Origin of the sequence: Paenarthrobacter sp. UW852, from assembly GCF_024608385.1 — a bacterium.
Classification (GTDB): Bacteria; Actinomycetota; Actinomycetes; order Actinomycetales; family Micrococcaceae; genus Arthrobacter.
The window spans coordinates 78,305-95,040 of record NZ_JAMSGY010000004.1; the positions used below are offsets into that span (position 1 = coordinate 78,305).

16 protein-coding genes and 2 riboswitches are annotated in these 16,736 nt (G+C 64.5%); of the genes, 8 read left to right on the forward strand and 8 right to left on the reverse strand.

The annotated features are described in order from the left end of the window. Window positions 1-23 precede the first annotated feature (23 nt). A complete protein-coding gene (locus NEK97_RS08505; RefSeq protein ID WP_257369363.1) occupies window positions 24-707 on the reverse strand; it encodes an NUDIX hydrolase in 684 nt (227 codons plus the stop codon). Window positions 708-976: 269 nt separating this feature from the next. Next, a riboswitch (TPP riboswitch) is annotated at window positions 977-1,113 on the forward strand. Between the two features lie 77 nt (window positions 1,114-1,190). On the opposite strand from NEK97_RS08505, the gene NEK97_RS08510 reads away from it, so the two are divergent. The 3 genes from NEK97_RS08510 to NEK97_RS08520 are packed head-to-tail and all read left to right on the forward strand — an operon-like array spanning window position 1,191 to window position 4,167. Next, the gene (locus tag NEK97_RS08510; RefSeq protein ID WP_235517858.1) at window positions 1,191-1,811 is read left to right on the forward strand and encodes an ECF transporter S component; all 621 of its coding nucleotides are present in this window, start codon (window positions 1,191-1,193) and stop codon (window positions 1,809-1,811) included. Next, on the forward strand, window positions 1,811-3,376 hold the full coding sequence (locus NEK97_RS08515) for an ABC transporter ATP-binding protein (protein WP_257369364.1): 1,566 nt from the start codon (window positions 1,811-1,813) through the stop codon (window positions 3,374-3,376). Before NEK97_RS08510 ends, NEK97_RS08515 begins: the two co-directional genes overlap by 1 nt. Then, window positions 3,373-4,167, forward strand: coding sequence for an energy-coupling factor transporter transmembrane protein EcfT (locus NEK97_RS08520; protein WP_257369366.1), 795 nt, complete (start codon window positions 3,373-3,375; stop codon window positions 4,165-4,167). The genes NEK97_RS08515 and NEK97_RS08520 overlap by 4 nt, the downstream gene beginning before the upstream one ends. On the opposite strand, the gene NEK97_RS08525 is transcribed toward NEK97_RS08520, so the two are convergent. Next, entirely contained in the window at window positions 4,164-4,763 is a 600-nt protein-coding gene (locus tag NEK97_RS08525) for a GNAT family N-acetyltransferase (RefSeq protein WP_257369367.1), read from the reverse strand. The genes NEK97_RS08520 and NEK97_RS08525 overlap by 4 nt on opposite strands. A 48-nt stretch (window positions 4,764-4,811) precedes the next feature. Beyond that, complete coding sequence (locus NEK97_RS08530) at window positions 4,812-6,950, reverse strand: penicillin acylase family protein (protein WP_257369369.1); 2,139 nt, start codon at window positions 6,948-6,950, stop codon at window positions 4,812-4,814. Between the two features lie 83 nt (window positions 6,951-7,033). On the opposite strand from NEK97_RS08530, the gene NEK97_RS08535 reads away from it, so the two are divergent. Continuing rightward, a complete protein-coding gene (locus NEK97_RS08535; RefSeq protein ID WP_257369370.1) occupies window positions 7,034-7,768 on the forward strand; it encodes a siderophore-interacting protein in 735 nt (244 codons plus the stop codon). Here NEK97_RS08535 and NEK97_RS08540 read toward each other — a convergent pair. Next, window positions 7,765-8,238, reverse strand: coding sequence for a hypothetical protein (locus NEK97_RS08540; RefSeq protein WP_257369371.1), 474 nt, complete (start codon window positions 8,236-8,238; stop codon window positions 7,765-7,767). The genes NEK97_RS08535 and NEK97_RS08540 overlap by 4 nt on opposite strands. Then, on the reverse strand, window positions 8,235-8,834 hold the full coding sequence (locus tag NEK97_RS08545) for a hypothetical protein (protein WP_257369372.1): 600 nt from the start codon (window positions 8,832-8,834) through the stop codon (window positions 8,235-8,237). The genes NEK97_RS08540 and NEK97_RS08545 overlap by 4 nt, the downstream gene beginning before the upstream one ends. Before the next feature lie 210 nt (window positions 8,835-9,044). Here NEK97_RS08545 and NEK97_RS08550 point away from each other — a divergent pair, with 210 nt between their 5' ends. Next, on the forward strand, window positions 9,045-10,568 hold the full coding sequence (locus NEK97_RS08550; protein ID WP_257369373.1) for a UDP-N-acetylglucosamine 1-carboxyvinyltransferase: 1,524 nt from the start codon (window positions 9,045-9,047) through the stop codon (window positions 10,566-10,568). An 11-nt stretch (window positions 10,569-10,579) separates the two neighbouring features. On the opposite strand, the gene NEK97_RS08555 is transcribed toward NEK97_RS08550, so the two are convergent. Genes NEK97_RS08555 through NEK97_RS08565 form a run of 3 tightly spaced genes read right to left on the reverse strand, consistent with a single transcriptional unit; the run spans window position 10,580 to window position 12,459 of the window. Then, window positions 10,580-11,788, reverse strand: a complete 1,209-nt coding sequence (locus NEK97_RS08555) for an O-succinylhomoserine sulfhydrylase (protein WP_257369375.1) — start codon at window positions 11,786-11,788, stop codon at window positions 10,580-10,582. Then, on the reverse strand, window positions 11,789-12,199 hold the full coding sequence (locus NEK97_RS08560) for a rhodanese-like domain-containing protein (RefSeq protein ID WP_257369377.1): 411 nt from the start codon (window positions 12,197-12,199) through the stop codon (window positions 11,789-11,791). It lies immediately after the preceding gene. Then, window positions 12,196-12,459, reverse strand: coding sequence for a DUF1737 domain-containing protein (locus NEK97_RS08565; protein WP_211713632.1), 264 nt, complete (start codon window positions 12,457-12,459; stop codon window positions 12,196-12,198). The genes NEK97_RS08560 and NEK97_RS08565 overlap by 4 nt, the downstream gene beginning before the upstream one ends. A 13-nt stretch (window positions 12,460-12,472) precedes the next feature. Next, window positions 12,473-12,586: riboswitch (SAM riboswitch) on the reverse strand. 165 nt (window positions 12,587-12,751) lie between these two features. Between NEK97_RS08565 and NEK97_RS08570 the strand changes: the two genes are divergently transcribed. Genes NEK97_RS08570 through NEK97_RS08580 form a run of 3 tightly spaced genes read left to right on the forward strand, consistent with a single transcriptional unit; the run spans window position 12,752 to window position 16,712 of the window. Beyond that, the gene (locus NEK97_RS08570; RefSeq protein WP_308292459.1) at window positions 12,752-14,080 is read left to right on the forward strand and encodes an NtaA/DmoA family FMN-dependent monooxygenase; all 1,329 of its coding nucleotides are present in this window, start codon (window positions 12,752-12,754) and stop codon (window positions 14,078-14,080) included. Then, window positions 14,080-15,645, forward strand: coding sequence for an aromatic amino acid ammonia-lyase (locus NEK97_RS08575; RefSeq protein ID WP_257369382.1), 1,566 nt, complete (start codon window positions 14,080-14,082; stop codon window positions 15,643-15,645). The genes NEK97_RS08570 and NEK97_RS08575 overlap by 1 nt, the downstream gene beginning before the upstream one ends. Next, the gene (locus NEK97_RS08580; protein ID WP_257369383.1) at window positions 15,639-16,712 is read left to right on the forward strand and encodes a PLP-dependent cysteine synthase family protein; all 1,074 of its coding nucleotides are present in this window, start codon (window positions 15,639-15,641) and stop codon (window positions 16,710-16,712) included. The genes NEK97_RS08575 and NEK97_RS08580 overlap by 7 nt, the downstream gene beginning before the upstream one ends. Window positions 16,713-16,736: the final 24 nt, after the last annotated feature.

Consider the following 16,736-nt stretch of genomic DNA (forward strand, 5'->3'; position numbering starts at 1 on the left):
CTGCAACGCGTGGACCGGCAACGCTAGCGGCGGCTTTCCCGTTCCTTGAGGAACGCGGCCAGGGAGCCCACGGGCGCCAGGACGGGGACGACAGTGTGCTCGGCCGACCATATGGCATCGACGGTCCCGTATCCGGCGATTTCCTTGAGGAGGTAGAAGGTGGGCGGCATCAGTTTCAGGGTGCCTGCTGCCTCTGCCGCGAGGATTCCCTCCACGGGCATCCACAGGGATTGCCACGCTTCGGTTGTTTGGTGGTGGGGCTCCCTGTCCGTCGAGGGCCTGGCCACATAGAAGAACGTGTCGAAACGCTTGGGCATGTCGATCGGGGTAATCCAGTTGGCCCATGGGCGCAGGTCACTGGCGTCGATGCTCAGCCCGGCTTCCTCACGGACCTCCCGGATCGCGGCTGTGAGCACCATTCCTGTTTTGGCAGCGGCATCGTCGGAACCGATGGAGCTGGCCTGCCAGTCCGCCGCATGGCTGCTGAGCAGTTCGGGGGCGTAGTCCCACCCGGAGTGGTCGGCGGGGTCCACGCGTCCTCCCGGGAAAACCACCATTCCTGCGGCGAAGTCCATGGTGCTGACCCTGTGCTGGACGAACGCCTCGAGCCCGGACGGGGTATCGCGGAGCAGGATGACGCTTGCGGCGAGGCGTGCTTCAGCCACGTCAACGTTGTCTGGGAGGCCAGAGCCGGGTTGGTCCGTCATGAAGTGTGCCCCTTCGCTTTGGATGCTGCTGGATTATTCTCTCAGGTCCGTTGCGAGGCCTGGTGTGCGTGCCAAAGCGTGGGGAAAGGGCGCAGAGTGGGCCTCGCAAGGCGCGTTCGTTGGGTTGCGAGGCCTGGTGTGCGTGCCAAAGCGTGGGGCAAGGGTGCTGAGTGGGCCTTGCAACGGTGAGGGTGGGCCGGATTGTGACCGGACAGCAGTCCCCACCGCGGAGTGCAGGTGTAAACTGAACCAGCCCAGCAGGGCAGATTTAATAACGACAGGGGAGCGCCGCCGTCGGAACCTGCAGAGATGCGGGAGCCGCGAGGGCGCTGAGAGTGCGGACAGCCGCAGACCCTCGAACCTGATCCGGTTAGTACCGGCGCAAGGGAGTCGAGCTTCTCAGAGTGTCCGGAACCGGGCGGCGCAGGCCAGCCGGGTATTCCGGGGAGCACTTTCCCCTCCTGTAACTCAGGAGGCAGAAAAATGACCACGGTAAGCGTGAAGAAGACCAGTTATAACTGGCGTGTTGTAGACATTGTGGTGGCAGCCTTGATCGCCATCGCCGGCGGCGTGATTTTCTGGGCATGGTCCCAAGGCGCCGCACTGGTATCCATCCCCATGAACGCGGCGTATCCGCCGCTGACGGGCCTGATCGCTGGCGGTTGGATGATTCCGGCGGTCCTGGGCATGCTCATTATCCGTAAGCCGGGTGCCGCCCTGTTCTGCGAGTCCGTTGCAGCCACAGGCGAACTCATCATGGGCTCCCAGTACGGCACAACCGTACTGATCTCCGGCGTCCTTCAGGGCCTCGGCGCGGAGCTCATCTTCGCCGCGTTCCTCTACAAGAAGTTCAACCTGCCCACCTCGCTCCTTGCCGGTGCAGGTGCGGGCCTCTTCTGCGGCCTCAACGACTCGTTCCTTCCCTGGGGCTGGAACATCGCCTACGAGGCAATCGACAAGCTCACTTACATCACGTTCACCACAATCTCCGGGGCGATCATTGCGGGCGCACTGTCATGGATTGCCACCCGCGGCCTGGCGAAAACCGGCGTCCTTAGTTCCTTCGCGTCGCGCAAGGCCGCTTCGGAGCCCGTCTTCAGCTGATGCCCGTCATTGAACGCGGCAGCCACGTCCGGCCTGCCGCCATCACAGCCGAGGGCTGGGGATGGCGGCACGCCGGCAGGACCTCGCCAGCCATCCAAGGCCTTGACCTCCGGATCGAACCTGGGGAGCGGGTGCTGCTGCTCGGCCCCTCGGGTGCGGGCAAGTCCACGCTCCTGCATGCCCTCGCGGGGGTGTTGGGGGACGAAGAAGACGACTCGGACGAGACCGGCTCGCTGCTGCTGGACGGCGCTTCTCCCCGGGAGCAGCGCGGCCGCGCCGGCCTGATGCAACAGGACCCGGAAACGCAGGTTGTCCTGTCCCGCGTGGGGGACGACGTCGCCTTCGGCGCCGAGAACCTGGCCGTGCCGCGGGAGGAAATTTGGGCCCGCGTCCATGAAGCGCTCGACGACGTCGGGTTGCGGACCGCTGCCGGCGGCGGACTGGCGTTGGATCATCCGACGGCGGCCCTGTCCGGCGGGCAGAAACAGCGCCTCGCGCTTGCGGGGATTTTGGCGATGCGGCCCGGGCTGATCCTGCTGGACGAACCAACGGCCAACCTGGACCCGGCAGGGGTCCTTGAGGTGCGGGACGCAGTGGGCCGCTGCCTCGACAAGACCGGAGCCACCCTCGTTGTGGTGGAACACCGCGTGTCCGTGTGGAAGGACCTGGTGGACCGGATTGTGGTGTTGCAGCCAGGATCCGGCGGCAACGGCACTCCGGGCGTCCTGTTGGACGGGGCGCCGGAGCAGGTCCTGTCCGAGGCCCGGACCATGCTGATGGCAGCCGGCGTCTGGGTTCCCGGATACGTCCCGGCAACCCGTGCCCGGCGAAGTGAAACCGCCACCGCGCAACTGCTCCTTGCCGCCCAGGATGTGGCAGTCTCGCGAGAAAAGCCCCGCCGAAAGGGATTCCGGACCATCCCTCCGGTTGCTGTGCAATCCGATGTCAGCGCCCAGGTCAGGGCGGGCCAAGCGCTCTCCGTCACTGGTCCGAATGGTGCCGGTAAGTCTACGTTCGCGCTCACGCTGGCCGGCCTTTTGGCGCCGGTGGACGGCAAAGTGAGTGCCGCCGTCGCGCTTTCAGAAGGGGCCGGGATCGACCCGTTCAAGTGGAAGGCCGACCAGCTGATTTCACGCATCGGGACAGTGTTTCAGGAGCCCGAGCACCAGTTTGTCACGGGCAAGGTGCTAGATGAGCTGATGTTTGGTCCGAAGCACCTTGGCCATGGCGAGGAACGCGTGGACGAACTGCTGGAGCGGTTGCGGCTCACCCACCTGGTGGACGCGAACCCGTACACGCTGTCCGGCGGCGAGAAGCGCAGGCTTTCGGTGGCCACGGTGCTCGCCGCGCATCCCAAAGTCCTTGTCCTCGATGAGCCCACGTTCGGCCAGGACGCGAACACTTGGGCCGAGCTGGCGTCGTTTCTTTCGGAGTTGCTCGACGCCGGAACGGCTGTGGTCTCCGTAACCCACGACCAAGAGTTCAGTGCCGTGCTGGGCGGCACGGAGCTTCGCCTGAACCCCGCGGCACGTGCAGCAAGCCGCCAGGAAGCCGGTGCAGCATGAGGGACGCATTGAACCTGCGGGGTAATCACGCCCTGCTGACCACAGCGAACCCGCTGGCCAAGTTCGCCGCGGTCTTCCTGATTTCGCTGGTGCTGGCCCTCTCCATCGACTGGGTTTCGGCAACCACCGCGCTGGTGGCCGAACTGGCGCTGTTCCCGCTTGCCGGGCTCACGCTGCGGCTTTTGTGGCAGCGGGCGTGGCCGTTGATCATCGCTGCGGCGATTGGTGGCTGGAGCACAGCGATCGTGGCGGCTGATAGCGGCGCTGTACTGCTCGACGTCGGACTCTGGTCCATCAGCGAAGGTTCCCTTGAGCTCGGGCTGGGTTTCATGCTGCGCGGCCTGGCGATTGCCCTTCCGGCGATCCTCCTGATGACCTGCACCGACCCCACGGACCTGGCCGATGCCTTGGCACAGAAAGCGAAGCTGCCGCACCGGTTTGTCCTGGGATCCCTCGCTGCCATGCGCTTGGTGGGCCTCATGGCCGAAGAATGGCAGACCATTGGCATGGCCCGCCGTGCACGGGGTGTCGGTTCGCAAGGCAACCCGTTCCAGCGGTTGAAAGCCACCCTCGGCCAGAGCTTCGGGTTGCTGGTCCAGGCTGTCCGGCGGGCTTCGCGGTTGGCTGTGACCATGGAAGCGCGGGGCTTTGGCGGCGGCCAGCGGACGTGGGCGCGCGAATCCACGTACTCGGTGCTGGATATCTGGGTGGTCCTTGGCGGAGTGGTCATCGCAGCGGGTGCTGTGCTGGCCGCCGTAGGCGCCGGGACGTGGAGCTTCGTCTGGCGCTAACGGGCGGCGCGGTCCTGGACTTCATCGAATCCCGCCCGGGTGAGGAAACCCAGCTGTGCCTCCTTTTCCGCGAGCTGGACGATGGGTCCAAGCTCGAAGCATGTTGCTTCGAGGCGACGGAGGGCCTTGGCGTTGCGGGCATCGGGCTCCACAACGATCCGGTCCTTGCCCGGCAGGGAAAACATGTACTTGATCAATGACGTGGCCAGCCGGGGCGTGAAGTGCGGGATGGGGCGCGTGGCCGGAGCCAGCAGCAGGTGCATGCCGATGTCTTCCTCGCGGGCGGGGTACGCCTCGCCCACGGGGTCGTGCAGGGGCTCGTAGGTCTGGAACAACGCCAGTGCCTCCCCGTCCAGGGTCACCAGGAACGCGTGGTGTGTCTCCAGTGAGTCCAGGAATTCGTAGATGCCTAGGACCTCCTCAAAGGTGTGCTCGGTCATTCCCCAGAACCTGGCGCGGGGCTGGGTCACCCACTCGAAGACAAGCCCTAAGTCCTCGTTGGGGACCAGCGGGACGATCCGCAGGGCACCCCATCCTTCGAGTTCTTCCGAGTAGACGGTGGTGCGGGCGGAGAAGTCCGGGGCGGTGGTGGTCATGGCTTCCTTCGGGTGCTGGGTATTCGGGTGCGACTGGGTGCAGAAGTGTCAGGGTTCGTCTTTGCTGAGGACCGACCAATCCGTGGCCACCGGGGCAAGCTGCCCGGCGGTCCACAGGGGCAATTGGTCGGCGAAATGCTGGTGGCCCGGCGTCCCGGCGGCGCCGAAGGGAACAATCCACCGGCTGTTCCGGCGCTCGGACAGGTCCCAGACGTAGCGGGCCACGGGGCCGCGGAAGCTCCGGTCATCCACGCCCGGGAGGCTCTCGGTGCACAGCACGCATCCGGTGTCGCCGCTGAGACCGGCAGTTGGCGCGGCGTCGGCAAGGGAACCGGGGAGGAGATGAACGGCCAGCAGCTGATGGCGGTCACCCCATGAAGCTCCGTCCAGAAGTGCCTCTTCCAGCGCCGCGTCTTCAAGACTTGCAGCCGCTTCCACTCCAGCATCGATGCCGAGCTCCGAACCTCGGAGCAGCAGCGTCTCAAGGGCGAAACCGACCCGGGAGGGAACGGACAACCACGGCCCGAATAACGGTGAATAGCCTGCGGGGTCGTTCAATGCAGCAAGGGATGGGTGCTTGGCCAAGCGTTGGACCAAGGCACCCCTCCACCCGGAAAAGAGGGCAGCCGGCTTGCTGCCGGCGTCCATCCGGCCATCCCAGCGAAGCAGTCGTGAGCGCACTTCCTTGGCCTCCCGGGACAGGTCAGCGGGATCCAAGGCGGCCAGGATCGAGCGGTACAACGGCCATGGACCCAGCAGAGTATCCATGTGGATGGCCTGCATGTGGTCGGGAGCGAGAGGGCCTTCAACCGCTTCAAGCAGCTCGCGGATCCGCGCGGCGCGGTATGCGGGTGCAAACTCCATTGCGACGGCGTCCCCACCGCCTGCTGCGCGGTCATTCGCGCTGACGGCGAACGTTTCAACCGCAGACCGGGGAAGGATCACGTATTGCCCGTCCCACGCATGGCGGGCTGAGTACCCGGGTGCGGGCAGGCGACGGTTGGCGGGATTCCGCTGGGGGACGAGCCCGGCGACAAACTGCGTCACGTTTCCGGACGTGTCAGCGGCAATCACACTGTTGACGGGCTCCACCCATGCATCCAAGGCCGCTTCCACCGCGGAGACGCTCCGGCTCCGCAGCAGCGGCAGGAGGGCCTCAAAACCCAGCCGCCCCTCAACCCGCGCGGGGAACCGCAAACTCAGGGCGCCGCCGTCGGACGTTTCGGAGATGACAGGTCCGCGGGCCGTCTCAATAGCGTCCACGGACACGGACTCACCGTTGCGGACGTGAATGGTTTCCAGATTCACGACGACGGTTTCCCAGCCTTCCGCGCCCCGTGCCTCGATGCGCTCGCCGGAGTAGTCGGTGACCCGGCGCAGCTCTTCCTCGAAGAGGTCCTGGTAGTCGCCCATGGCGTTGGTGACGGCCCACGCGGTGTGCTCTGTCTGGGCGAAGTGCGGAAGGCCGGGAACTCCTGGAAACGCGAACCCGACGGCGTCGAATTCCGGGCAGGCGAGCCGCACCTGCTGGTACACGCCGGGCAGTTCCATGAGGCGGTGCGGGTCACCGGCAACCAGTGGAAAACCGCTCACGGATACCGAACCATGGGCCGCCCAGGCGTTGCTGCCGGACCAAACCGGAGCTTCGATACTGAACAGGCTGACGGCATCCTCGCCGAGGGTCCTTGCGACGTGGGCGCGGAACAGCTTGTTCGGGAACGTGGAAAAGAGGATGTGGTGAACCAGGAAGACGCCAAGGGGGGTCCAGGGATTCCACGGCTCTGGACTGCTACCCGACTCGGTGAATTCCTGGCTGTCCCGGAGGCCGTCGGCCAGTGCGCGGTTGACGCCGTCCACATACTGACCACACCAACGGTGGGTGTCGGCGTCGAGGTTCTCGAAGCAACGGCGGGCGGTGTCATCCAGCCGTGCCTGCCGGGCGAACCGGTCCCAGGCCACCGCGTCTGCGCCAAGTACTTCCGCTGTGCGCCCCTCGGATCGCCAGCGCTCCAATTCGATCTGCCAGGACCGGTCAATCGCGGCATTGTGGCCCTGCAGGAAGGCTAGTTCATTGGCAGATCCGGCCCAGAGATGCGGGATTCCCCATGTGTCCCGGTACGTTCCCGGGCCGCCTGCCGGACCGGATTGCTGCGTCGGGGCAGGCGTCATCTTCTCGATCACTTTCATGCTTAGGTTAGGCTTACTTAAGTTCAAGATAAGTGGCTTTGGCTCCGTGCACCAAATCGTGGCCATTCGTGAAGGAGAGTTCCTTGAAGCGCAATTGGGAAGGCGTGGTCCTCAAGGTGATGGGCGCCAAGGACTTCACCCTGAAGGTGACGGGGCGCGAGGAGATCACCCCGGATTTCCTCCGAATCCATGTACGGGACGGCGGACTCCTGGAGCGCAGTGGCGTGCACCCCACCATGTGGATCCGATTGTGGTTCGACGACTCCGGAAAAGCGCACCAGCGCGCCTACACCGTGGTGAACGCGGACCCGGCGGCATGCACGTTCAGTATGGACTTCGCGATGCACGACGGCGTGGCGGCGGATTGGGCATGGTCGGTACAAGCCGGCGAAACCATCGAGGCCACCGTCCAGGGCAGCTCATTCACCTTCCCACAACCCACCCCGCGCCGCATCTGGGTGGTGGGGGACCCCGCGTCCGTCCCCGCCATCAACTCACTGCTGGACGAACGGGACCGATGTGCCCCCGGAGCGGCGCCGGTGACGGCCTGGTTGGAATACCAGCACGACGCCGACACCTCACTGCAGGTGCGCACGTCCGGTTCCGACGTCGTCACCTGGATTCCGCGCAAACGTGACGGGGCTGCCTTGGTGGAGGAGGTCTGCCGCGCCCTTGATGCTGACGTGGTCTCGGCCTCTGAGGACTTCTTCTGGGTAGCCTGTGAAGCGTCCAGCACGAGGGCCATCGTCAAGCATCTGCGCAAGGAGCTCGGTGTGGACAAGCACCGCATTGACGCCTTGGGATACTGGCGGGCTTAGGACTCCCTCCAGCTCAGGAAACCCTTCTGCCCGTCCGGCGGCGTAAGGACCACATCACGGCCGTACTTCTTTTTGGCTTCGGATCCGATGAACGCGTCGGGAACGATCCGGACCGCCTTGGCAACTTTGCCGTCCTTCATGAAGACGAACAATGCCGGCGATGCCGTATAGCGGTTTTCCTTGGTGATGGGTTCGCCGAAAGCCGCTTCGATGTCTTTGGCCAAGGTCCCCTCCATCACGAAGCCGGCCTGGTCCCATTCGAAATCAGTGGCATCGGCAAGCTTCAAAGCGGTGCCCTTCGTTGCGGCTTCGAGTACTTGGCTGTTGAGTTTGTCGTTGGATTCGGGCATGACAGATCCTCCCAGGGAGCAGGCGGCCAGTATGCAGGCCAGGACGAGGGCGGCCAGGCCCAGCAGGGCAGCGGACGTTCGCCCTTGGGGTCGGGCCGGGTCAAGATGTGGTGGGTTCACGAGGTGGTCCGCGATTCCCGGCCTACTTCATTGTTGTACAGATCCATGGCCTCGCGCGGGGCAGGGTTACCGGGGAGTTGCTCGTGTGCCGTGGCGTAGTCCTCAGCCCACTCTGCGCCGAATTCCTTCACCATCAGGGCGTTCCAGTACGCATGGCGGAAGGCGTCGTTCTGGTCGTCGTTTTGGTCTGCGCTGGGGAAGCGTTCATCAGCGACATTGAAGGCGTCATCGTGGATGCCCTTGAAAGCGTTCAGTTCGAAAGGTCCAAGACCATTCAGCATTTCGGCCTCCTTCTCGGTGACAACCCTCTGGTCCACCACGAACTTCAAAGGGTCCCAATCGCCCGGCCAGTTGGTTGTCTCCGCATCGCTGACCTGGTATTCCTCGAGGATTTCCTGCGCTGGGGCGGCCGGGGTCGGTGTTCGTGGCGGCCCACTGAATGGTTCCGCTTCCACCGGACCCGCCACCGACGGAGGCTTCCGTGGAAGCACCTGAGAGTCCAGCTCGCGTGCCCGCGCCGTCAGCATGGAGGCGCCGTGCGCCAAAGACTTTGAGAGTGCTTTGAGCTGGTCGACGTCGGCGCCGTAGAAAGCCATGTTTCCCCCTTGAACTTTGGTGCAATGTTTCGCCATCGGGCTGTTGAGCACAACGGGGACAACTTCCCCTGTGGAAAGGGAGGCGCCTCACCCGCATAGGCGACTACCGACGTCGAGCTTCATATCTCACGGTACGGGTACGGTGTGACATTAACCGCTCGAGCGGAGTTCTGCTGGCCACTTCTAGCTCATTTGTGATATTTCTTGGTTATGACGCAAGCTACGCCAGAACATATAGGCCTCCTGCTCCGCAACGCTCGGAGCGAAAAGGGCTGGACGCAGGGGCAGTTGGCTACCGAGCTGGGAACCAGCCAAAGCGCAATCGCCCGCATGGAACAGGGCAAACAGAACCTGAGCCTCAGAATGATCGAACGCCTTGAAGCGATTTTTGGGCGATCGATCGTCAAAGTCGGCAAGCCCCAGATGACCCACCTGCGGGTAGAAGGTGGCCGGACGCTCTCCGGCGAGGTGGACGTCAACAGCAGCAAGAACGCCGGCGTGGCGCTTCTTTGTGCAAGCCTCATCAATCGTGGCACCACCACGCTGCGCCGCTTGGCCCGCATCGAGGAAGTCAACAGGATCGTAGAGGTCCTGACCTCCATCGGTGTCGAGTGCACGTGGCTCAACGGCAGTGATCTCCGGATCCGCAGGCCCGAGGTCCTGGACCTCGAATCGATGGACGTCGACGCCGCCCGCCGTACCCGCAGCGTCATCATGCTTTTGGGTCCGCTCCTGGACGAGACCAGCGAGTACCTGCTGCCCTACGCCGGGGGTTGCGACCTCGGAACCCGCACTGTTGAGCCGCACATGCAGGCCTTGCGTCAGTTTGGACTCGCTGTGGAGGCCCGCTCCGGGTTCTACTCGGTGACCGCACCACCCGCCGACGGCGATAACCGGTCCTTCGTCCTGACCGAACGCGGCGACACCGTTACCGAGAACGCCATCATGGCCGCCGCCCACCGCGAAGGTACGACGGTCATCCGCAACGCCAGCCCCAACTACATGGTCCAGGACCTCTGCTTCTACCTGCAGGGGCTTGGCGTGGAGATCGACGGCGTAGGAACCACTACCCTCAAGATCACGGGCCGGTCCGCCATTGACGTCGATATTGAATACTTCCCTTCAGAGGACCCCATCGAGGCCATGAGCCTCATCACCGCGGGCATCGTCACCAACTCGGAGGTCACCATCCGCCGGGTGCCCATCGAGTTCATGGAGATCGAGCTCGCCACCCTGGAGCAGATGGGCCAAAACCTGGAGGTCTCCGGCGAGTACATGGCCCGCAACGGCCGCACCCGCCTGGTGGATGTGACCACCAAGCCCTCCGAACTCCGGGCTCCCCAGGACAAGATCCACCCGATGCCCTTCCCCGGCCTGAACATCGACAACCTGCCGTTCTTCGCCGTGATCGCAGGCAACGCCGAGGGCCAGACCATGATCCACGACTGGGTCTACGAGAACCGCGCGATCTACCTGACTGAGCTCAACAAGCTCGGTGCCCAGGTGCAGCTGCTGGATCCACACCGGATCTACGTCAACGGACCCACCAAGTGGCGTGCCGCGGAAATCGGCTGCCCGCCGGCCCTGCGTCCGGCAGCCTGCCTGCTCCTGGCGATGCTGGCGGCCCGGGGAACGTCCGAGCTGCGCAACATCTACGTGATCGAGCGTGGATACGAGGACCTGGCAGAGCGACTGAACACCATCGGCGCGAAAATCGAGTACTTCCAGGACTAAGCCACGCAGGTTCAGACCTGTTTGAGGGCCTTCTCCAGATCCAGGATGAGGTCGTCGACGTCCTCCAGGCCCACGGACAGGCGAACCACGCCATCGCTTAGCCCAATTGCTGCGCGGCCCTCCGGACCCATGGCCCGGTGGGTCGTCGTGGCCGGGTGGGTGATGAGGGACTTGGAGTCGCCAAGGTTGTTGGAGATGTCGATGACTCCGAGGCCGTCCAGCAAAGCGAAGGCGGCCTCCTTCGCGGAACGTCCAGCCGACGGCGAAAGCTCGAATGTCAGGACCGTACCGCCGGCCTTCATCTGCTTTGCCGCGAGCTCGTATTGCGGGTGCGACTTCAACAGCGGGTACTTGACCCAGCTGATGGCGGGCTGCTGCTCGAGCCATTCCGCGATCTTCAAAGCGGACGCAGAGCTGTGATTCACGCGCAGCCCCATGGTCTCCAAACCCTTGGTCAGCACCCAGGCGTTGAACGCGGACAGCGAAGGTCCGGTGTGCCGCATGAGCTGCTTGACCGGGCCGTCGATGAACTCCTTGGTGCCCAGGATGGCGCCGCCAAGAACGCGGCCCTGGCCGTCGATGTGCTTGGTGCCGGAATACACGATCACGTCGGCGCCCAGCTCACCACAGCGCTGCAGCAGTGGAGTGGCAAAGACATTGTCGACGACGACGGTCGCGCCGGCGGCATGCGCCAGCTCGCTGACGGCGGCGATGTCGACGATCTCCTGCATGGGGTTGGACGGAGATTCGAAAAACACGGCCGTGGTGGGCTTGGACAGGGCTTCACGCCACTGGTCCAGGTCGGGTCCATCAACGAATACTGTCTCCACGCCCCAGCGCGGAAGAATTTCGTTGAGGATCACGAAGCAGGACCCGAACAGGGAGCGGGCGGCGACTACGCGGTCACCGGCAGCCAGCAGGGCACCCAAGGCGGTGAATACCGCAGACATGCCGGACGCCGTCGCAAAGCAAGCCTCGGTGCCTTCCAGCAGGCGGAGCCGTTCCTGGAAGGTGGCCACGGAGGGGTTGCCGTAACGGGAGTAGACGAATCGCTCGTCCTCACCGGTGAAGGCACGTTCGGCAGCGGCAGCCGATTCGTAGACGAAGCCAGAGTTCAGGAAGACGGCCTCGGACGTTTCCTGGAAGTTGGTGCGGTCAAGACCGCCACGGACGGCCTGGGTATCAGGATTCCAGCCAGCGGCGTCAGGATTGAAAGTCACTTAGTCGGTCCCCAGGTTCGTCGGAAGGCCACGGTTTTTCCAGCCATTTACAGTGCGCTCGCCATAACGGTCAGGCTCGCCTTCAAAGCCCTCAAGGACGTTGTACGCGGTGAAGCCTGCCTGGGTTGCGGCGATGGCTGCTGCGATTGAACGCTGGCCGGAGCGGCACAGGAAGACGAGCTCCACGCCGTCGTCTTCGGGCGCTTGCTGCCGTAGGTCCTCGATGAAGCGGGAGTTGGGGATGCCGCCGGCAAGGTTCCACTGGATGAACAGGGGATCGTTGTCCGTAGCTTTGGTGTCCGGGATACCGATGTGGGCCCATTCGCCCTCGGTACGGACATCCACCAGGATGGCACCCGCCTCAAGTTTGGCCCACGCGTCCTGCGGGGTCAGGTCGCCTGCGTAGCTCATGCGTGGCCCTCGAATGCTTCGTCGTCGTCATTTTCAAGCTGGTCCACGGCGTCGGCCACGGCGGCGTCTGCGTGGGCGATCGCTGCGGGAAGCACGATTGCCTGGGCGACGATGACGTCCGTGCCGTTAAAGGTGGCTGCCGGGCTGCCATGGAGCACATAGCCCTCGGCGAGTGCGGAGCTGATCCGCTCGCAGAAATCGCGGGTGTCCGGGCCTGTGATCAGGCGGTAAGAAAGTTTTTCTTCAGTGGGTTCAGGCATTGCTGGTGCTCCTCAGTCACGCTTGCAGTTCGAATTTGTCCGATACGCCGAGTAGTCACCTGAGGCACCCCGCCGGAGAGAGGGTTGCCGACCAGCAAGTCAGGGCTTCGCGCTGGTACTCATTACTCAAGAAAAACGTAGCATTCAGGGCGCCTGGGCTGCATGTGGCGGAGGTTTGCCCGCCGTCATGTTGCGTAACCGGAGGGTGCTGTGGCAGGGCCCATTTATGACGTCCCGGGAGCATAATTGACGCAGTACGTCCCCCTGTAACTTCGCAAGAAACCAGGTCGCGGTGAACGAACAGAGCAGTCCTACACTCAAGCCCATGCTGCATTTTGGATGGTTCGTGGGCCACGGATTCGGAGTTCAGGGTTGGGGGACGCCCGGCTACGGGCTGGGCTATGACTGGAAGAAGCCGGCCCTGTACCAAGAGGCCGTGCGCGCCTTCGAGCGGTCCGGGCTCGACCTGTTCATCATCGAGGACTCGCTTACCGTTCCTGATACCTACGGCGGTACGGCCGAGGTGTCCCTGGCGCATGCATCCTTCGCACCCAAGCACGACCCCCTCGCGTTGGTTCCCTACCTGCTCTCCGCCACCGAGCACCTGGGGATTGTGCCCACGGTCAGCGCTTCCTTCTATCCGCCCTTCACCGCCGCCCGGCTGCTGGCCACCTTGCAGCACTTCTCAGAGGGTCAGCTTGGCTGGAACGTGGTGACGTCCGGCAGCGACCTCGCGGCGCAAAACTACGGACTGGACCAGCAGATTGAACATGACCTGCGGTACGAGAAGGCGGAGGAATTCGTCGACGTCGTGAGGCGGCTTTGGCGGAGTTGGGAACCAGGCGCCGTGATGGAGGACGTTTCCGCCGGGGTATTCGCCGACCACACCAAAGTTCACCCGATCAACCATGAAGGCGACTTCTTCAAGGTCCGGGGCCCCCTGAACACGGCGCCCCTGCCGGAGGAGCCCGTGTTGGTTCAGGCGGGGGCTTCACCACGCGGCAAGGCGTTTGCCGGCGGACATGCCGATGTGGCGATCGCCCTGGCACGTGGTGTGGACGGGATGAAAGCGTACCGGGACTCGATCCGCGCCGAGGCTGCGAAGGCCGGCAGGAACCCTGATGACGTGAAGGTCTTGTTTGTCCTCAAGCCCACGGTGGTCGGTTCCGCTGCCGAAGCCGAGGAACTGCGTGCCCAGCGGCGTGAGCTCACCCAACGCGACATCGACAGCCAGCTCAACTCCATCTCCTACCTCTCCGTGATCGACTTCAAGCAGTTCGACCTCGATGCCCCGTTGCCCGAGCTGACTACCAACAGCAACCAAGGAACCTTGGAGCACTTCGCCAAAGCAGCGCCGCCAGGTTCCACGCTTCGCCAGATCCTGCAAGCCCGCAGCGGTGGGGCAGGGGACTCGATCATCGGTACGGTGGGCGAAATCGCCGACTACCTCGAAGAAACCGGCTCCGCGGTGGGCGGCGACGGGTTCCTTTTCTCCGGCTTCGTTGATCCCGTGACGGTGCACGGAGTGCTGGACAAACTCACCCCTGAGCTGCGCCGGCGGGGGCTGTTGAGGAAGAGTTACGGCAACGGCGGATTCCGGCAGAACCTCCTGGACTTCTGATGACGTCCGATGATGCAGGGACCCTGGTGATAGGAACGGCCCCGATACGCGCTGAACGCTTGGCCCTGGCAGCCAGCGACGACTCGTTTCACGTGAAACTCAACCATGATGCGTTGACTTTGATCGGCCGATCCCGGGAGATCCTGGAGCAGGCCGCGGCGTCCGGCCAGCGGGTCTACGGGCTCAATACCCTGCTGGGATCCGGTCGTGACACCGTTGTGGAGGACAAGTCGATCCTCAGCTATCAGGTTCAGGTTGTCCGGTATCACAACAGCGGCGTGGGCCAATATCTGGACCGCGCCGCCGCCCGGGCCGTCATTCTTGCCCGCCTTGTGGGATTCAGCCGCGGTGGCTCAGGAGTGCGTCCCGAGACTGCCCGTTTCTATGCCGAACTTCTGAACCACGGCGTCCACCCCGCCATCCCTTCCGAAGGCTCAGTGGGCTCATCGGACCTCACCCAACTCGCCGCCGTCGCGGCTGTGGCCCTCGGCGAAGGTGAAGCGTTCGATGCCCACGGCACTTTGGTCCCGGGGGCCAAAGCGCTCGCCGATGCCGGGCTGCAGCCCCTCACTCTCGCAGCCGGTGAGGCCCTGTCACTGGTGAGCGCGAACTCCTACTCCGTGGGCGTCGGTGCCCTGGTCCTTAGGCGACTGCGGCACCTGGCCGAACTTGCCGACGTCGCGCTTTCCTTGTCCCTTGAAACCATCGCAAGGTACGACGGCGGCGGGAACCTCAGCCCGTTTTCGCCGGCGATCCAGGCAGCCAAGGCAGTGAACGGGCAGCGGGACTCGGCCGCTGCTGTTCGTCGACTTTTGAGCGGCGGCTGGCTGGAGGATGTCCGGGCTGAGGTTTCGGTTCAGGACGCCCTCTCCTTCCGGGCCGCACCGCAGACACACGGGGCATTCCGGTCCTTGGTGTCGGATCTGGGTGAGGCGCTGGAGGTGGAACTCAACGGTCGCGGTGATAACCCGTTGGTGGATGTCGGGTCCGGGCAGGTGGTGTCTGGCGGGAATTTCCAGCCCACCCAGTTGGCGCTGTCCTTTGAAGTGTTGCGGCTCGCTTTGGCCCATGTGGGCATCTCCAGCGAGCGGCGCATCGCCAAGTTGTACCCGCCGCAGCGAGCCATCCGGGCCAAACACCTGGCCGCGGCCGCCAACGGGTCGGGCCTTGCGCAGGAAGAATTGCCGGGACTGCTCTGGTACTCCGCAGCGGGGCTCCTCGCTGAACTCAAATTCCTCGCCGCGCCGGCGACCCTTGGAGCACCAACCCTGTCCGCCGACGTCGAAGACCACTCCACACTGGCCCCGCTCGCGTTGCAACAACTCGAAAAGTCGGTGGTGGCCTTGGAGAAGCTGTTGACGATTGAGGCCCTCACAGCGTCCTACCTGCTGCTCGAGGCAGGGGCTGCGCAGCCGCTCGGTAAGGGGACGGGCGCCGTCGTCGGTCGCTTGGCCGATGTGCTGGCGGACCGTCCGTCCGCGCCGGACCTGGTGGAGCGGGCGCGGACGGAACTGCGCGATCTCGTGCACCACGTCATCGGGCCCGAAGGAGGGGAACCATGGTGAACACCGATATCCGCAAACACGGCGCGCATTCAGCCGGTCCAACACCGGACGTGCTGGATGCTTCAGTCCTGGAGAAGGTGGGAAACACCCCGCTGGTGAAACTAGAGGCCCTGAGCCGTGGGTTGGGCAGCGCCGTCCACATCAAACTCGAATCCGAGAATCCCGGCGGCTCCATTAAGGACCGCACGGCGTTGAGCATGGTCCGTGCCGCCGAACGCTCCGGGGAGTTAAAACCGGGCGCCACGATCGTGGAGAGCACCTCGGGAAACACCGGGATCGGGCTGGCCCTGATCGGGCACCTCACCGGCCACCCTGTTATTGTCATCACCGGTGACACCATCTCGCAGGAGAAGCTCGCCGCACTGCACAACTACGGCGCGCGTGTGATCCTCACCGACTGGAACGCCCCCTCCGAATCGCCGGAGAATGCCCGTGCCGTGGCAGCCCGCATCACCGCAGAGACGCCCGGCGCCTGGCGGCCGATGCAGTTCGACAACCCAGCCAATCCCGCCGCGCATTATGAGAACACGGGTCCTGAAATCTGGGAACAGACGGGTGGCCTGATCACACATTTCGTGGCAAGCATCGGGACCGGAGGGACCATCAGCGGCAACGGGCGGTTCCTGAAGGAGCAGGTGGCAGCTTCACGCCCGGGCGGCCACCTGGAAGTCGTGGGTGCAGACCCCTACGGATCCGCGTACAGTGGCGGCCACCCCGGCGAAATCCTGGTGGATGGCGTGGGCAACTCGTGGCCCGAACCCGAGTGGCCCAAGGCATTCAACCGTGGGATCGTGGACCGTTTCCTCCGGATACCCAACGACGAGGTCTACACCACCGTGCACCGGCTCCTGGACGAAGAGGGGCTCGCCCTGGGGCCGTCGTCCGGGCTTGCGGTGGCTGCAGCCCTCCGGGTGGCCCGCGCTGCGCCGCACGGTTCGGTGGTGGTAGCCATAGCCCCCGACGCCGGCACCAACTACCTGAGCAAGGCTTTCAATCCGGTGTGGCTGGCTGAGCACGGCATCCGCCTCGCCGCCGACGTTCCCGACGCCCGCAACCCCCGCGAGTAGACGCTCTCTCACGTTCCGCCCGTT

Bases quoted from the DNA above. Each gene is read 5' to 3' on its own strand.
- NEK97_RS08505 (WP_257369363.1), bottom strand. From the start codon at position 707: ATGACGGACCAACCCGGCTCTGGCCTCCCAGACAACGTTGACGTGGCT.
- NEK97_RS08510 (WP_235517858.1), top strand. From the start codon at position 1,191: ATGACCACGGTAAGCGTGAAGAAGACCAGTTATAACTGGCGTGTTGTA.
- NEK97_RS08515 (WP_257369364.1), top strand. From the start codon at position 1,811: ATGCCCGTCATTGAACGCGGCAGCCACGTCCGGCCTGCCGCCATCACA.
- NEK97_RS08520 (WP_257369366.1), top strand. From the start codon at position 3,373: ATGAGGGACGCATTGAACCTGCGGGGTAATCACGCCCTGCTGACCACA.
- NEK97_RS08525 (WP_257369367.1), bottom strand. From the start codon at position 4,763: ATGACCACCACCGCCCCGGACTTCTCCGCCCGCACCACCGTCTACTCG.
- NEK97_RS08530 (WP_257369369.1), bottom strand. From the start codon at position 6,950: ATGAAAGTGATCGAGAAGATGACGCCTGCCCCGACGCAGCAATCCGGT.
- NEK97_RS08545 (WP_257369372.1), bottom strand. From the start codon at position 8,834: ATGGCTTTCTACGGCGCCGACGTCGACCAGCTCAAAGCACTCTCAAAG.
- NEK97_RS08550 (WP_257369373.1), top strand. From the start codon at position 9,045: ATGACGCAAGCTACGCCAGAACATATAGGCCTCCTGCTCCGCAACGCT.
- NEK97_RS08560 (WP_257369377.1), bottom strand. From the start codon at position 12,199: ATGAGCTACGCAGGCGACCTGACCCCGCAGGACGCGTGGGCCAAACTT.
- NEK97_RS08565 (WP_211713632.1), bottom strand. From the start codon at position 12,459: ATGCCTGAACCCACTGAAGAAAAACTTTCTTACCGCCTGATCACAGGC.
- NEK97_RS08575 (WP_257369382.1), top strand. From the start codon at position 14,080: ATGACGTCCGATGATGCAGGGACCCTGGTGATAGGAACGGCCCCGATA.
- NEK97_RS08580 (WP_257369383.1), top strand. From the start codon at position 15,639: ATGGTGAACACCGATATCCGCAAACACGGCGCGCATTCAGCCGGTCCA.